We start from the raw sequence: 15992 nt of genomic DNA, 5'->3' as shown, positions 1-15992 counted from the left end.
TCAGCGGGCTATACGGGGAATATTCACCTCAGCATGAGAACGCTGCAAGCGTCTCCTGCAGCCGCGGTGGATACAAATGGTTCGCGCACGATCAGTCCGTTGGCGTCGGCCAGCATCCTCAGCATCGAGGAATCCTGGATGCTGAAAGGGGTTGCCACCAGCATGCCGGCCTCTTGTCTGACCGCCGCCCGCACATAGTCCTGGCGCAGATCATTGGCCTGCATCGCGGCGCCCAGCCGTGCCTGACGGATATCTTGCCGGAAATTGCGGCCGCCGAGGCGTGCCAGAAGCGGTTTCAGGAACAGTTGCGAGCAGACGAGGCTCGCCACCGGATTGCCGGGCAGGCCGATGCACCTGATGTCGCCGAGGCGGCCGAACATCAGCGGCTTGCCGGGACGCATGGCGATCTTCCAGAAACCGAGCGTCATGCCTTCGCCGGTCAGCACGTCATGGATCAGATCGTGGTCGCCGACCGAGGCGCCGCCGAGCGTGACGATGACATCAGCGCCGGCCGTGACCGCTTTCCTGACCAGCGCCGCGATGGCTTCCTCGCGATCGGCAGCAATGCCGAGATCAAGCGCATGCGCACCGACCGATTGCGCGGCGGCGGCGACGCCATAAGCGTTTGACGAAATGATCTGGTCGGGGCCGAGTTCGCTGCCGGGCGGCAGCAACTCATCGCCGGTGGCGATGATGGCAACCAGCGGCCGCTTTACGACGCCCACCTGGGGATGATTGGCCGAGGCGACAAGCGACAGTGCTGCCGGATCGAGCACGCGGCCTTTTTCCAGCAGGATGTCGCCTTCGGAGAAATCGAGCCCGAAGCGGCGGATGTTGCGACCCTCGGCCGTCGGTTCGACCACCTCGATGCTGCCGCCGCCGAGGTCACGAACATTTTCCTGGATGACGATGGTGTCTGCGCCTTGCGGCAGCGGAGCACCGGTGAAGATGCGCACGGCCTGGGCCTTGCCGACGGCGCCGTCAAAGCCGCGCCCGGCCGCCGACATGCCGATCACCGAAAGCCGGGACGGCACGGACGCGACATCGATGGCGCGCACCGCGTATCCGTCCATGGCAGAGGCGTTGAAGGGCGGCTGGGTGCGCAACGCCACTACCGGTTCCGCGAGAACACGATCCACGGCCTCGAGGAGCGAAACGCTTTCGCTCGCAAGCGGCGCAGCACCCTCCAGCAGGCGTTCGAGCGCTGCTGCGACCGGAAGCAGCGCCATCAGGCGACCGCCCCATCTTCGCCAGCGGCCTTGTAGTCGCCCGACTTGCCGCCGGTCTTTTCGACCAACCGGATGCCGGTGATGACCATGGCGCGGTCGACCGCCTTGGCCATGTCGTAAATGGTCAGGCAGGCAACCGAAGCCGCGGTGAGCGCTTCCATCTCGACGCCGGTCTTGCCGGTGACGCGCGCCAGCGCAATGATCTTCAGTCCGGGCAGGGCAGGATCGGGCTCAATGTCGACGGACACCTTGGTCAACAGCAGCGGATGGCAGAGCGGGATCAGCTCATGCGTCTTCTTCGCCGCCATGATGCCGGCTATGCGCGCGGTGCCCAGCACATCGCCTTTCTTGGCATTGCCGGCCAGGATCATCTTCAGCGTCTCGGGCCGCATCGAGACGAAACCCTCGGCGACAGCGGTGCGCGTCGTTTCGTCCTTGCCGCCGACATCGACCATGTTGGCCTGGCCCTGCTCGCCGAGATGGGTGAGGGCGGCCGTCATCGTCAGACAGCCTCGGCCGCTGCCTTGCCGGTGAGCAGCGCGCGCGTTGCGGCGGTCACATCTTGCTGGCGCATCAAACTTTCGCCGACCAGGAAGGTGCCGATGTCGCTCTTTTGCAATCTGAGGCAGTCGTCATGAGAGAAGATGCCGCTTTCGCTGACCAGCAAGTAACCGCCCGGCACCATCGCCCGCAGTCGTTCCGAGGTTTCGAGACGGGTCTCGAATGTCCGCAGATTACGGTTGTTGATGCCGATTAATTGCGACGACAGCTTCAGTGCGCGCTCCGTCTCGGCCTCGTCGTGGACCTCGATCAGCGCATCCATGCCGAGTTCGAATGCCGTCGCTTCAAGCTCGCTCGCCAAATCGTCATCGACGCTGGCCATGATGATCAGGATGGCGTCCGCCCCCCAGGCGCGAGCTTCATGGACCTGATAAGGATCGAACAGAAAATCCTTACGCAGCGCGGGCAGGGTGACGGCGGCTCTTGCCTTGGTGAGAAATTCCGGCGCGCCTTGGAAGGACGGTGCATCGGTCAGCACCGAAAGGCAGGCGGCGCCGCCCTTTGCATAGGCCCGCGCGAGCGCTGGCGGATCGAAGTCGGCGCGGATCAAGCCCTTGGACGGGCTTGCCTTCTTGATCTCGGCGATCAGAGCGAAGCCGCCGGATCTGCGCTTCGCCTCAAGTGCCGCGAGAAAGCCGCGCGGCGCGTCAGTGTCTTTCGCCCGCGCCTTGATCTCGGCCAGCGGCACGCGCGCCTTGGCCGTCGCGATCTCGTCGCGCTTGTAGGCTTCGATCTTGCGCAGGATGTCCGACATCTGTCTAACCGTTCGAAATCTCGACCAGCCGGTCGAGCACCTGCAGCGCCCGGCCGCTGTCGATGGCTTGCATTGCCGTCGCCATGCCGTCGGCGAGCGTCGTCGCCTTGCCAGCCACCACCAAGCCGCCACCGGCGTTCATCAGCACGGTGTCGCGAAAAGCGCCCATGCCGCCACCCAGCATAGCGCGCAACGCCTCGGCGTTGTAGGCAGCGTCGCCGCCGCGCAGTTCTTCCTTGGTGTGACGGGCCAGACCAACCGTTTCGGGCGTCAAGGTGAAGGTGCGGATCTCGCCGCCGATCAGTTCGGCGACATGCGTTTCGCCCGTGGTGGTGATCTCGTCGTAGCCGTCACCATGAACGACCCAGGCATGCTCGGTGCCCAATGCCTTCAGCGTCTCGGCCACCGGCATGATCCATTCCGGCATGAACACGCCGACCATCTGCCGGCGCACGTCGGCCGGATTGGAGAGCGGACCGAGCAGGTTGAAGATGGTCCTGGTGCCGAGCTCCACGCGGGTCGGGCCGACATGCTTCATCGCCGGGTGATGTGCCGGCGCGAACATGAAGCCGACACCGGCCTCGTGGATGCAGCGGCCGATGGCCTGCGGCGTGAGATCGATCTTGACGCCGAGCGCGGTCAGGACGTCGGCCGCACCGGTCAGCGAAGACAACCCGCGATTGCCATGCTTGGCCACCGGAACCCCGCTGGCGGCGATGACGAAAGCGGATGCCGTCGAGATGTTGACGGAGTGCGAATTGTCGCCGCCGGTGCCAACGATGTCGATGGCGCCGACAGGTGCGTCGACGCGAAGCATCTTGGCGCGCATGGTGGCGACGGCGCCCGAAATCTCGTCCACCGTCTCGCCGCGCACACGCAACGCCATCAGGAAGCCGCCGATCTGACCGGGCGTAGCATCGCCCGACATGATGATGTCGAAGGCCTCGCGCGCCTCGTCGAAGGACAGGGCGGTGCCGGTCGCGACCTTGGCGATATGGGTTTTCAGCGCGCTCATCTTGTCGAGGCTTGGGCAACGGCGGCCTGGTCGACGCGGACGCCGTACTGCGTCTGCAACTGCGCCACCAACTGGTCGAGCAGGTCGTCCGACATGCCGGCGGTGAAGGACTTGCGCGCGTCCTCGGGCACCGAACTGGCGTCGGCCCCGGCGGGTTCGAACACCTCGGCGACCTTGAACAGGATTTGCGCGTCGCTGGTGGGAGAGGGGATCAGGCCGGTGCCGCCTTCGCCGACGCCGAACATCACCGCTGCACCTTCCTTGCCGAAATCGGCGTCGTCGGCCTCGCGCTTCAGGCCACGCTTGGTCTGCTTTTCCAGCTTGAGCTCGCCGGCGATGACGTCGAGCGTTGCGCCGGCCTTGAGCCGCTTTTCCAGCTCCTGCGCCTTGGCGGTCAACCGCTTGGCCGTCTCGGCCGCAGTCCAGTCGGCAACGACTTTCTGGCGAACTTCGTCCAGCGTGCGGTCGCGGGCCGGCGTGATCGAAGCCACTTCATAGAAAATGAAGCCGTTATCGGCCGTGGTCAGCGCCTCGTTTTCGGTATTCGGTTCGGCTTCGAAGGCAGCCTTGATCAGAGCAGGCGATTCCGGCAGGTCCTTGACGATGGAGCCATCGGGCCGCAGGCCACTGCGATCGATCGCGTCGATGGTGACCACCTTCAGCTTCAGCTTGGCGGCGGCGTCGGCCAGCGAACTGCCGGCGGCGCGGCTGTCCTCGTAATTGTCGTGCACGTCCAGAAGGATGCGGCTTGCCTCGCCCAGCGCCAGGTCCTTGCGGATCTGGTCCGACACTTCGGCCAGCGGCTTCACGACTTCGGGCTTGATCTCGGTGACGCGCAGCAGCACGGGACCGAAGGCACCCTGCACGACAGGGCTCACCTCATTGACGTTGAGCGCAAAAGCAGCGTCGGCGACCGCCTTGTCGGCGATCTTGTCCTTGGCGAGCGTTCCGAGCAGCGTGTCGGCCGGAGTCTTGCCTTCCGCGGTGACGAGCTTGTCGAAGGTTGCGCCGGACTTCAACGAATCGAGCGCGGCCTTGGCCTCGTCCGGCGTCTTGAACACAAGCTGCTCTATGGTGCGCATCTCCGGAGTGGTGTATCGCGCCTTGTTCTTGTTGTAGTCGTCGCTGACCTGGGCGTCGGTCACCGAGCTCGTATCCATGATGTCCTGCGGCTCGAGCCTGACATAGGAAAACTTGCGGTATTCGGGCGCGGCATAGGTCTTCTTGTTGGCCTCGAAATAGGCCTGCAGCGCGCTGTCGCTCGGCGCCTCGATGGGTTCGACCAGCGCCTTCGGCAAGGTCAGATAGTCGACCGTACGATCCTCGCCACGGTACAGGGCCACCGCCTTGAAGAAGGTGTCAGGCGCCTTGAGACCGTCCGAAACCGCCTCGACGATCTGCTGGCGCACCGCGACCTGGGCCCGATTCTTCAAATAATCCTCCGGGCGCATGCCGACTTCACGCAGTCTGTATTCGAAGGCTCTCCGGTCGAACTGTCCGCCGGGACCCTTAAAGGCCGGATCCTCGCGCGTGAGTTCGGCCAGCCGGTCCTTGGACAGGCCAAGGCCGAGCTTGCGAGCCTGTTCGTCGAGGACCGCGCCCGAAACAAGCTGCGCCAACACCTGGTTGTCGACGCCGAGCGCCTTTGCCTGTTCGTGGGTGAGGCGTTGGCCGAACTGCTGCGACATGACGGCGAGCTGGCGGTCATAGGCAAGGCGGTATTCGTTGATCGACACCTTGGTGCCGCCAGCCGTGATGACGGAGTCGTGGCCGGCAAGGCCACCCATCAGCCGCCCCGACACGCCCCAGACCGCGAAACTGACCACCAGCAGCGAGAGCAGTAACTTCGCGACCCAGGTGCCCGCCGCGCTTCTCAATATACCAAGCATCGTTACTTCCGATTTATGCGCATTTTCGGATGCGCCGAGTCTGAAACAAGCGCAATAGCGCCCTTCCGGTCCACTGTCGATTGCTTTGTGGCTTGATTTTGGTAGTGAGAACGCCAGCCGAATGTCACCCGGAGAAGCAAACGATGACGCCAGGAATTCGCCCGCTCGTCGCAGGCAACTGGAAAATGAACGGTACCAGCGCCTCGCTCAACGAACTCAGGATGATCGGCAACGGTTTCATGAGCGGGCTCGACGCAGATACCGAGGCGCTGGTCTGCGTTCCCGCGACCTTGCTCGCCCATGCCGCCGAGATTCTGTCGCGTACGCCGGTTCATGCCGGCGGTGAGGATTGCCACGCCAAGGAGAGCGGCGCCTATACCGGGTGCATCTCCGCGGAGATGCTGAAGGATGCGGGCGCGACCCACGTCATCGTCGGCCATTCCGAATGCCGCGAACAGCGCGGCGAGGATGATGCCACAGTCCAGGCCAAGGCCTCCGCAGCCTGGCGCGCCGGGCTTGTGGCCATTGTCTGCATCGGCGAGACGCGACAGGAGCGCGAAGCGGGCGCGACGCTGGACGTGTTGTCACGCCAGGTTGCCGATTCGGTGCCGGCAAGCGCCACCGCGTCCAACACGATCGTTGCCTATGAGCCGGTGTGGGCGATCGGCACCGGCCTGACGCCGACCGTCGCGGATGTAGCCGAGGCGCATGCGCATATTCGCGAAAAACTGTCGGAGAAGCTCGGCACCGCCGCGGGCAAGATGCGCATTCTATATGGCGGTTCGGTCAAGCCGTCCAATGCAGTGGAACTGCTTGGGGTCAGGAATGTCGACGGCGCGCTGGTCGGCGGCGCCAGCCTGAAAGCGGCCGACTTCCTGGGCATCGCGGAAGCCTATCGCAGCATCTCTTGATGACTTCGCGCGGCGCCGAAGCTGCCGCGGCGCACGGGAAATCGTTGTAAAGGACGCCTTGCTTCCCATATTCCGGCCACGGGCTTGGAAATGCCGTGAAAGCATTGTATTGAGCCGCCTCCAATTCCCCGGTCGTGTCCGCGGCCGGGCAGGGCATTGCCAGGATAAACTATGCAAACCGTACTGATCGTCATCCATCTCATGGTCGTTCTGGCCCTTGTCGGCGTTGTGCTGCTGCAGCGCTCCGAAGGCGGCGGCCTTGGCATTGGTGGCGGATCCGGCTTCATGACGGCGCGCGGCGCCGCCAATGCGCTGACCCGGGCGACGGCGATTCTGGCGGCCGCTTTCTTCGTGACGTCGCTGACCTTGTCGATCATTGCCCGCTACGGCGAGAAGCCGATCGACATTCTCGACCGCGTTCCCGCGACATCGGACGGCGCCGGCAAGGGTGTACTCAACCAATTGCCTGGCACGACCACCCCGACGCCGCCTTCAGGCAATGCCGAGCCGACGCCGCCTTCCGGCAACGGAGCCGCGACGACGCCGCCAGCCAATGCTCCGGCCACGCCGCCGGCGGCCAACGGCACCAGCACCGCGCCTGCAGCCCCGCAGGTTCCGAACCAGTAGTCTGGGCTCCTTCTCAAGACCTTGTGACAGCAAGGTAGTGTCGGCGTGCGAACGCCCGCTTCCGGCGCTTGCGGCCGTCGCAACCGAACTGCTTTCAGTTCGGGTTCCGGCGGCCAGGCTCTCGGCGCGCTCTGACCTTGATCTCCATGCACACTGAGGCGATCTGTTGTCGTTTGACCACAGTCGCGGCAAATGCGGTGCCATCACGAAGATTCGACGGGAAGTGCAGCGGCCTCGCGCTTGAGGCGCCCGCGCTTATTCGACTATAGATTGCGCGCGGCATTTTCGGTGTCCTTGGGGGACGCCGGGCGACGCCGTGGGCAACAAATATCGAACGATCGGATCTTCGCCATGCAGCTTCGCAGCTTCATCTTCCTGGGACTTTGCGCCGCACTCGGCATGAGCTCCCCGGCTTTCGCCGGCGTGCCAGCCAATTTGGCCGCCAATCAGTCGGTCGGCAAGACCGATGCCATCAACGTCGCAGCCAAGAGCGATGCGGCGCAGTTGAGGCTTCTCAAGAAGAAGAAAAATCCGACACCGGACGATCTCGCCCAGATCAAAAAGATCGAGGCCAAGATCGTTGCCGACAGGGAAGCTGCCAAGGCCAAGGCGCTGGAAGCCAGGAAGATGGCGATGCGCGAGGCGGCGAAGGCGAAGGCCGAGGCGGAACGGCAGGCGTTCCTGGCCAAGAGAGGCAAGACTGCCCCGGCGACCGAAGTGGCCGCGGCCAAGTCGGTCAAGAAGATCACGAAGATCATCGAGCCGTTGACGCCGATCGAGCCGATTCCTTCGGCCGAATCGGAATCGGCCGAGGTGATGAACGTTGCGCTGACCGGCAATAATGGCGAATTGCGCAGCGAGCTGCCCGGCCAGAAGCAGCGCACCGGCGGCGGCCTGTTCGCCGGACTATTTGGCGGCCAGATGGCATCGTCCTCGATCAATTATCTGCCTGAGACCCGTGCGCTGGATTCGGCGCTCGCGAGGAAAAACGCCAAGAAGCCATTCAAGGTAAAGCCGGAGTTCGTGCCACAGGACGTGGAATTCACCGGTTACGAGGCCGGCACGATCGTCATCGATACGAGTGCTCGCCGGCTCTATCTGGTGGAATCATCGTCCACCGCCCGCCGCTACGCCATCGCGGTCGGCCGCGAAGGATTGCAGTTCAAGGGCACCGTGGCGGTCGGCGACAAGCAGGAGTGGCCACGCTGGATTCCGACGCTGGACATGCAGAAGCGCGAGCCCAAGCATTATGCCCAGTACAAGGACGGCATGCCCGGCGGCGGTCAGAATCCGCTCGGCGCTCGCGCGATCTACCTCTATGACGGCAAGAAGGACACGCATCTGCGCATCCACGGCACCATCGCGCCGCAGTCGATCGGAACCAGCGCTTCCAATGGCTGCTTCCGCATGATGAACGAGCACGTCATGGACCTCTACAGCCGTGTCAAGGTCGGCACCAAGGTCGTCATCATCTGACGTTTGCAGCAGCTTGCCAGAAGGGCCGGTTCAGCCGGCCCTTTTGTTTTGCCTCGGTCACGGTCGCGTTCCAGTGGAACGGGCCAGCCCGTTCGATGGGCCTATCCGAAAACCGGATCCCATTTTCGGATCACGGTTCGAGCGCCTTCTTGGGAAAAAGCCTTAGCGGCGGTTTTTTCTCTGGCGGAATCAATCCGGCCGCGTTAAGCGATGACTCCCATGGCGCGATATGTATTCATCACAGGCGGCGTGGTCTCCTCACTTGGAAAAGGCATTGCCGCAGCGGCCCTAGGGGCTCTCTTGCAGGCGCGGGGCTATCGCGCACGCATCAAAAAACTCGATCCGTACCTCAATGTCGATCCAGGCACGATGTCGCCGTATCAGCATGGCGAGGTGTTCGTCACAGATGATGGCGCGGAGACCGATCTCGATCTTGGCCATTACGAACGGTTCACTGGCCGTTCCGCCAACCAGCAGGACAACATCACCACCGGCCGCATCTACAAGAACATCATCGAGCGCGAGCGGCGCGGCGATTATCTCGGCGCCACCGTGCAGGTCATCCCGCACGTCACCGACGAGATCAAGAATTTCGTCCTCGACGGCAATGACGACTATGATTTCGTGCTGTGCGAAATCGGCGGCACCGTGGGCGACATCGAGGCGATGCCTTTCCTGGAGGCGATCCGCCAGCTCGGCAACGACCTGCCGCGCAACAACGCCGTCTATGTGCATCTGACGCTGATGCCCTATATCCCGACCGCGGGCGAATTGAAGACCAAGCCGACCCAGCATTCGGTCAAGGAGCTGCGCGGCATCGGCATCGCGCCCGACATCCTGCTGGTCCGCGCCGACCGGGCCATACCCAAGGAAGAGCGCAGAAAACTGTCGCTGTTCTGCAATGTCAGGGAGAGCGCGGTCATCCAGGCGCTCGACGTGCCGCACATCTACGACGTGCCGATGGCTTACCACAAGGAAGGGCTCGATTCGGAAGTGCTGGCCGCTTTCGGCATCGACCCGGCGCCGAAGCCGCGCATGGAGCCGTGGCAGGCCGTGTCCAACCGCATCCACAACCCGGAAGGCGAGGTGACCATCGCCATCGTCGGGAAATATACCGGCCTCAAGGACGCCTACAAATCGCTGATCGAGGCGCTGTCGCATGGCGGGTTGGCCAACCACGTCAAGGTCAAGCTCGACTGGATCGAATCGGAAATCTTCGAGAAGGAGGATCCGACGCCGTGGCTGGAAAAGGTGCATGGCATCCTGGTGCCCGGCGGTTTCGGCGAGCGCGGCTCGGAAGGCAAGATCCTGGCGGCGAAATTCGCGCGTGAGCGCAAGGTGCCGTATTTCGGCATCTGCTTCGGCATGCAGATGGCCTGCATCGAGGCGGCGCGATCCCTGGCCGGGGTCGATGAGGCCTCCTCGACCGAGTTCGGCCCGACCAAGGAGCCGGTCGTCGGCCTGATGACGGAGTGGCTGAAGGGCAACATGCTGGAGAAGCGCCGGGCAACCGGCGATCTCGGCGGCACGATGCGGCTCGGCGCCTATCAGGCCGAGCTCGCCAAGGGTTCCAAGATCGCCGACATCTATGGCGACACGCAGATTTCCGAGCGTCACCGCCACCGCTACGAGGTCAATATCGACTATAAGCAGCGGCTGGAGGATTGCGGCCTGGTGTTTGCCGGCATGTCGCCCGACGGCGTGCTGCCCGAAACGGTCGAATACCCCGACCATCCCTGGTTCATCGGCGTGCAATACCACCCCGAGCTGAAGAGCCGGCCGCTCGACCCGCATCCGCTGTTCGCCAGCTTCATCGAGGCGGCGGTCGAACAATCGCGCCTGGTATAGGCCGCACCAGGCGCGGTTCGGCATCTGATGCAGACTTATGTCGCCCTTCTCTACAGCATCGTCCTGGGAGAAGGGCGCCGGGTCGTGATGTCCGACCTGAGGGCGATGGCGGAGGACCTCAGGCTGAAGAATGTCCGTACGCTCGTGGCGACGGGCAATCTTGTCTTCGAGGCGCCGGCGACGGACGTCGCCGTTCTCGAGCAGCGTCTCGAAGCCGCCTTCAAAAAAGCTTTCGGCCGCCATGTCGACATCATCGTGCGCGCTGCCGAAGATTGGCTGAGGCTTGCAGCCGGCAATCCGTTTCCGGCTGAATCCGCCGAGACCGGTGACCAGGTGGCGGTACGGATAATGCGCAAGCCCGTGCCCGACGATGCGGCGGCGGCGCTCGAGACCTATGCCGCCGCCGATGAGAAGGTGATGTCACGCGGCGGCGACATCTGGGTCGTCTTTTCGCGGGAACGACCGAGGTCACGGCTGCTCGCGGCCGCCAATCACAAACGCCTGGGCATCGGCACGTCGCGCAACTGGAACACGGTGCGCCGGTTGGCCGAGATGGTAGCAGTAGGCAGTAGGCAGTAGGGAGGAGGCGGCTGCTTTCCCTGCCTTCCTGCCTACTGCCTCATTTCAAGCCTTCGCCGTCTTGGCGCCGGCACCCACGGCCGCGGTGCGCAGCATGTAATAGATGACGCCGGCAATCCCGACGCCGAAGAACCAGCCATAGACGCCCCACCAGGATGGCAGCCAGTTGGTGAAGTTCGGCAGGATCGAGGAGAAGACGGCGCCAATGCCGGCAGCGATGAAGGCATTGACATGCCAGCCGCCCTGGAAGCGGAACTCGCCATCCTCGCGATAAAGCGCCTCGACGTCGACCTCCCCCTTCCGGATCAGGTAGTAGTCGACCATCATGACGCCGAAGATCGGCCCCATCGTCGCGCCGATGATGTTGACGAAGGATGCAGCGCTGCCTTCCCAAGGCGCGAAGGGATAGAGCACGAGCGCGATCAGTGCCGCGATGTAGCCGCCCTTCTTGAAGTCGATCTGGCGCGGGAAGACGTTGGAGAAGTCGAAGGCCGGCGAGACGAAGTTGGCCACGACATTGATGCCGAGCGTCGCCACCGCGAAGGTCAACGCGGCGAGCGCGGCCAGGAACCAGCTGCCGAATTTCGCCGAGATCTGGTCGGGGTGCAGCAGCACCTCGTGATAGACGTCGTAAGCGGCAATGGTGGTGACGCCAGCGACCAGCGAGAACAGGATGAGATTGACCGGCAGACCCCAAATATTGCCCTTGCGCAGCGATGCCTTGTCCGGTGCATAGCGGGCGAAATCGCAGAAGTTGAGATAGAGAGCCGAAAAATAGGTCACCCAGATCGCGGCGACGGCGAACAGCGACGTCCACGATCCCGGCGTGCCTGGCACGCCCGCATCCTTGGTCTTTTCGAGCAGCACATCCATCGGAATGTCACTGGTGAAGGCGAAGGTCCCCGCTTTGACGCAGAGATAGACGGCCAGGATCAGCATCATCACCCAGACAGCCGGCCCGGCCCAATCCTGGAAGCGGCGCACCGTCTCCATGCCCTTCTGGATAATCAGCAGCTGCAGCGCCCAGATGACCACGAAGCAGATCACTTCCAGTCCGGAGTGGCCGAGGAAATGGGTGTTGGCGTTGAAATCGGCGAACCATTGCGAGCGGATCAGCAGCGCGACAATGGCGCCGGAAGCGGCCGCCGTCTGTGCGCCGTACCAGAAGCAGGCGACGATGGCACGCACCAGCGCCGGTATGTTGGCGCCCCAGATGCCGAAGGATGCACGGGCGAGCACTGGGTAAGGCACGCCGGTCTTCACGCCGGCATAGCCGACCATGTTCATCAGCGCGTAGATGATGAGCGAGCCGATGCCGATGGCGATGATGAAGTTGACGAAGCCGCCGCAGAACAGGAAAAGGCTGGCGGCGAGGTAATAGCCCCAGAGGCTGTGGACGTCCGACGTCCAGACGTTGAAGATCGAGAATGGTCCCCAGTTTCGTATCTTGGCCGGTGCGAGATCCTCGTTATATAGATCCGGCGATGCGCCTTGTATCGTCATTGCAATTGTCCCCTTCTTGCAGCACGCGCCCTCACGCGTTGACCGTCAAGGTTACGCCTGACGTCAGGGAAGGGGCAATCGGCTGATTTGCGGGCTTTGGCCTTAAAGATATTCAATGGGGATCGCGCTTATCGCGCGGCATGATGCTTGCACTCTGACCGGCGAGTCCGATTCGTGGCGCTTTCAAGCGCCGGCGCGACGACATCGCAGTCGCGGCGGGCAAACCTGCCCTTTTTTTGCCAGGCGTCCGTTTTTTATGGAACCAAGTGGATGATGGCGCGTTTGATGGGGTTCGGTCGAACACGTCGCGACCGAGCGGGAGGATACGATGGATTATTTGCATTTTTTTTCGCCCGTGCGGATCTCACGCGGGCAGGGACACCCTATCGAGGAAATCGACAGTGTTGCCGAGGCCATGGTGTTTTTGCGTAAATGGCCGACCGGGCGACGTGGCCCCGTCTATCAATGCGCGCTGAACTGCTGCGCGGCCGCCTTGTCGGGGCAGATGTCGGCTGAAGAAGCCAGGAAGGCGTTCACCGGCTTCGCCCGGATCACGCGGCTTCTGGATGACGACATGGCCTTGTCGGTGGGCAACGAGCCGGCGGGGCGCGTGTACGCGCTGCGGCGGTAACGTTCTGGACCGACTGTAGTCGAAAACGGTGCCGGCTCCCGGCGCAGATTTCACTGTTTGTCCGTTTGCCATTGTGTCTGCGAACGCCTAATGCGGCGCAGCCCAGGATGGCCACCATCTGCTTGTGGTCGGCAACTGCCAATCCTGGAAAGGCGGTTCCCCCGTCTTGTTCGCCGCAGTTGAAAGACCATCGACCAGATCACAAAACAGCGTGCCACTTTCCAAGGTGCAGCAAAAACCGGGCGCAAGCTTCCGATATTTCGGAATGATTCCGCCCAGCACTCGAAAGAAGACAGCACTTCAGGCCATAGGATTTGGCAGGCGCAGAAGGACCGCGTTCAGACTTACTGCTCGAGAGAGGGGCTTGCCTACTTCGCATATGTCGCCGATATGGGGATCGGTGGCCATACCGCCGCATCAACCAACCAATTGACGCTAAAAATGCCGGGACACCAAGAGCATAAGGCGGCAATCGCCCCGATGGTGGACTGGACATATAAGCGAATAAAATCAACTAGGTATCGGAGACCGTGTGCAAAAACTGCACACGAAAATTCTGCTTCTCTTCTATTTTCGTTCCTACGATGGGGGGGCCGTTTGGCCGCTCGAAGCGCATTTTTCCGGCTGCGCTCATCTGGGCCGCTACGGTCTACGCCAGCGCATCCGAGGGGGCGCATTTTGGTCCGCGTATGAACCATTAGGTCGTAGGACGTTCTCCTCGGAACCAACATTATTTACGGCAGGCAGTTGGAGGATTTCAAGCATCATCCCGCGCGGCGGAACCAGACACGCCTGGCGCGTTCGTCTCATCGAAATAGCGTTGCAGCGCGAATGCCAGCGCAATGTGGATTACGAGATAATTCTGGTCCGATCCAACATCGGGCATACGCAGGACGGTGGCCGCGACCAAGGGCTTGCCGTTCTGCGCCGGGACGGTCGGCGAGGCCGTCAGCGGCAAGTTCACCGAGACCGTTCAGCTATCGAGCGGTAAGTTCGTCGTGTCGAGCAGAGCCACGAATTCATCCTTGTCCCGGGGCGGCTGATCATCGACCGCCAGCTCGGCGGCGGGGTGAGCGGGATTGTGCAAGGCGGATCAGTCTCACGGCAGTTGGGGCCGCAAGGAGAGCTCGGTGTTTTCCGGCTGGCCGTGGAAGGCGGAATCCAGCCAGCGTACAATGCCCGGGAGCCCGGAACATCGACGACCAAAAGTCGGCGCGTCGCTGTTCGAAGTTACCGCATAAGGCGGCAGAACTGTCCGACGACTTCGGCCGGGCCCACACTGTTGTCCTTACCACTCCTGCGCAGCGCTATTTCTCCGGCAGCCCGGCTGCCGCCATCAGGCTCACGATCCGTTCGGAAGCCTTGAGATATACCGGGCTGGTGTTTTTGGTCGGCGCCGGCACATTGAGCGTGGTCGAGCCGGGCCTCAGCTCAAGGGCCTTGGTCATCGTCGCCCGGGCTTCGGCGACGCGGCCCAATTGCTGATAGGCGGCGGCCAACAGCAGATGTGTGCGCCCGCTGGCCGACGTGATCGCGATCGACCGTTGCAACCAGGGCAAGGCTTCTTCGGCGCGGCCCATGAGCAGATAGGTGAAACCTGCCCCGATCGCCCAGGTCCAACGCGCGACCGGGGGCGTATCGAAGCTGTCCGCCTGCTTGAACGTGGCGAGTGCATCGTCGAAGCGGCCGAGGAAAACCTGGGACAGCCCGATGAGGTACAACGCGATCCCATCCCATGGATCGCGGGCGAGCACCTTGCCGCATGCGACCAGACTTTCGACGAATCGGTTTGTCGTCGACAGATACCGGCAATGCGCTTCCAGCACCGGGATGTAGTCCGGCTGCGCGCGCAACGCGCGCGCCATGATCGCCCCGATGCTGGTCTCGACCGTCTCTCTCTCTTCGGTGGGATACCAGGCCATCTGAATGCCGCGGAGCTGAAAAGCCGCCAGCGCGACCTGCAAGTCGACATTGTCGGCGTCGTCGGCAAGGGCTTTTTCCAGGATCACCTGCGCGGCGCGAAAGCGTTCCAGCGTCGTCTGGTCGATCGAGGCCGTCGCCTGCTCGATGGCGACCTTGGCGGGGCCGGTCGGCACGCCTTCGGCCCGGCGTTCATCGGTATTCTGAAGCGCATTGATGCGCAGCGACAGCGCGTGGCCCATTCCAGCGGTCAGGCGGGTCTGCTGACGTTGCGCATCGGCGGCGGCCAGATCAACGGAAAGCGATATTGTCCATTTGACCGCGCCGGTTGCCGGTTCGGTCATGCGCGCACGCAAATTCCACGCAGTTGCTGCCTTCTCCAGTTCGCTGCTGACGACGTAATCGGCGCCCTTCGCGGCGTCGGAAGGAACCACCACACGGATGGCGTCGATTTTCGCGAGTCCGTCGGTGAGGTCACGGGTGACGTCAGCCGCCATCCGGGCGGCCCGCGGGTTGTCGCCCGCCGCCATGGGCATCACGGCGATGGTCATGGGTGACCCCATCAGGAGATGGGGCAGCCAGAGCGCCGCCGTCAAGGCCGATACGCCCAGTCCCGCCATGGCCAGGAGTGCGGCGCGGCGCCGCATGCCAAAACGGTGCCGGCCCGGCGCCGATTCGTTGTTTGTCTCGGGGACGAACGGCGGGGCCGGCTGTTCCGGCGCGTCCCTGTCCATCGTGTCCGACACCTCAGCCACGAACAGGTAACCGCGGCCGGACATCAGTTTGATGATCTGCCGCTGCTCGTCGCCCAGCGCGGTGCGAAGCTCGCGAATGGACTGGAACAGGCTATCTTCGGCGACATGGACGCCGGGCCAAACCGCCTCCATCAGTTCTTGCTTGCTGAGAACTCGCCCCGCATTGCAGGCGAAAAACTTCAACATTTCGAGGCTTCTCAGCCGGACCTTGATGACGGCGCCGTCCGGCCCGCGCAGTTCCACGCGTTTCCGATCCAGTTCAAATCCTAAAAATTGCAACACGCCGTACTACCC

The 15992-nt window shown here is 63.2% G+C and carries 14 protein-coding genes and 1 pseudogene; 7 read left to right on the top strand and 8 right to left on the bottom strand.

The genetic code is table 11. The features are described 5' to 3' along the window. Nucleotides 1–23: 23 nt before the first annotated feature. From glp to LB551_RS24425, 5 genes are read right to left on the bottom strand one after another with little or no spacing between them, the layout of a single operon-like run. Nucleotides 24–1229 (bottom strand): gephyrin-like molybdotransferase Glp, encoded by a 1206-nt coding sequence (gene glp / locus LB551_RS24445; RefSeq protein WP_224660687.1) that lies wholly within the window; start codon nucleotides 1227–1229, stop codon nucleotides 24–26. After that, nucleotides 1229–1729 carry a cyclic pyranopterin monophosphate synthase MoaC gene (gene moaC / locus LB551_RS24440; RefSeq protein ID WP_224660686.1) on the bottom strand — a complete coding sequence of 167 codons (501 nt, stop codon included), beginning with the start codon at nucleotides 1727–1729 and terminating at the stop codon, nucleotides 1229–1231. The genes glp and moaC overlap by 1 nt, the downstream gene beginning before the upstream one ends. 2 nt (nucleotides 1730–1731) lie before the next feature. Then, nucleotides 1732–2544, bottom strand: a complete 813-nt coding sequence (gene trpC / locus LB551_RS24435) for an indole-3-glycerol phosphate synthase TrpC (protein ID WP_140548397.1) — start codon at nucleotides 2542–2544, stop codon at nucleotides 1732–1734. Nucleotides 2545–2548: 4 nt separating this feature from the next. Continuing rightward, nucleotides 2549–3559 (bottom strand): anthranilate phosphoribosyltransferase, encoded by a 1011-nt coding sequence (gene trpD / locus LB551_RS24430; RefSeq protein WP_224660685.1) that lies wholly within the window; start codon nucleotides 3557–3559, stop codon nucleotides 2549–2551. Then, nucleotides 3556–5448, bottom strand: a complete 1893-nt coding sequence (locus LB551_RS24425) for a SurA N-terminal domain-containing protein (protein ID WP_140638167.1) — start codon at nucleotides 5446–5448, stop codon at nucleotides 3556–3558. The genes trpD and LB551_RS24425 overlap by 4 nt, the downstream gene beginning before the upstream one ends. A gap of 143 nt (nucleotides 5449–5591) precedes the next feature. On the opposite strand from LB551_RS24425, the gene tpiA reads away from it, so the two are divergent. From tpiA to LB551_RS24400, 5 genes are all read left to right on the top strand, one after another. Then, nucleotides 5592–6359, top strand: coding sequence for a triose-phosphate isomerase (gene tpiA / locus LB551_RS24420; protein ID WP_224660684.1), 768 nt, complete (start codon nucleotides 5592–5594; stop codon nucleotides 6357–6359). 171 nt (nucleotides 6360–6530) lie between these two features. Further along, nucleotides 6531–6986, top strand: a complete 456-nt coding sequence (gene secG / locus LB551_RS24415) for a preprotein translocase subunit SecG (protein WP_224624629.1) — start codon at nucleotides 6531–6533, stop codon at nucleotides 6984–6986. A 351-nt stretch (nucleotides 6987–7337) separates the two neighbouring features. Further along, nucleotides 7338–8462 carry a L,D-transpeptidase gene (locus LB551_RS24410; RefSeq protein WP_224660682.1) on the top strand — a complete coding sequence of 375 codons (1125 nt, stop codon included), beginning with the start codon at nucleotides 7338–7340 and terminating at the stop codon, nucleotides 8460–8462. Between the two features lie 210 nt (nucleotides 8463–8672). Beyond that, on the top strand, nucleotides 8673–10310 hold the full coding sequence (locus LB551_RS24405) for a CTP synthase (RefSeq protein ID WP_140498648.1): 1638 nt from the start codon (nucleotides 8673–8675) through the stop codon (nucleotides 10308–10310). A gap of 27 nt (nucleotides 10311–10337) precedes the next feature. Then, nucleotides 10338–10889 carry a DUF1697 domain-containing protein gene (locus LB551_RS24400; RefSeq protein WP_224624627.1) on the top strand — a complete coding sequence of 184 codons (552 nt, stop codon included), beginning with the start codon at nucleotides 10338–10340 and terminating at the stop codon, nucleotides 10887–10889. Between the two features lie 45 nt (nucleotides 10890–10934). Here the strand turns inward: LB551_RS24400 and LB551_RS24395 are convergent, their stop codons facing one another. Then, on the bottom strand, nucleotides 10935–12392 hold the full coding sequence (locus LB551_RS24395; protein WP_224624626.1) for an NCS1 family nucleobase:cation symporter-1: 1458 nt from the start codon (nucleotides 12390–12392) through the stop codon (nucleotides 10935–10937). A gap of 328 nt (nucleotides 12393–12720) precedes the next feature. Between LB551_RS24395 and LB551_RS24390 the strand changes: the two genes are divergently transcribed. After that, on the top strand, nucleotides 12721–13023 hold the full coding sequence (locus LB551_RS24390; RefSeq protein WP_140548411.1) for a DUF982 domain-containing protein: 303 nt from the start codon (nucleotides 12721–12723) through the stop codon (nucleotides 13021–13023). A 757-nt stretch (nucleotides 13024–13780) separates the two neighbouring features. Here LB551_RS24390 and LB551_RS24385 read toward each other — a convergent pair. Further along, the gene (locus LB551_RS24385) at nucleotides 13781–13909 is read right to left on the bottom strand and encodes a DUF3732 domain-containing protein (protein WP_224660718.1); all 129 of its coding nucleotides are present in this window, start codon (nucleotides 13907–13909) and stop codon (nucleotides 13781–13783) included. A 10-nt stretch (nucleotides 13910–13919) separates the two neighbouring features. Between LB551_RS24385 and LB551_RS24380 the strand changes: the two are divergent. Next, nucleotides 13920–14143, top strand: a pseudogene (locus LB551_RS24380) (DUF3363 domain-containing protein); the annotation flags it as partial. A 187-nt stretch (nucleotides 14144–14330) separates the two neighbouring features. Here LB551_RS24380 and LB551_RS24375 read toward each other — a convergent pair. After that, nucleotides 14331–15941, bottom strand: a complete 1611-nt coding sequence (locus LB551_RS24375; protein ID WP_224660681.1) for a tetratricopeptide repeat protein — start codon at nucleotides 15939–15941, stop codon at nucleotides 14331–14333. Between the last annotated feature and the right edge of the window lie 51 nt (nucleotides 15942–15992).

This window comes from Mesorhizobium sp. BR1-1-2 (assembly GCF_020165435.1).
In the GTDB taxonomy this organism is placed as follows: domain Bacteria; phylum Pseudomonadota; class Alphaproteobacteria; order Rhizobiales; family Rhizobiaceae; genus Mesorhizobium.
The sequence above is the reverse complement of the archived record's forward strand: the minus strand, read 5'-3'. Positions and strand labels throughout refer to the sequence as shown.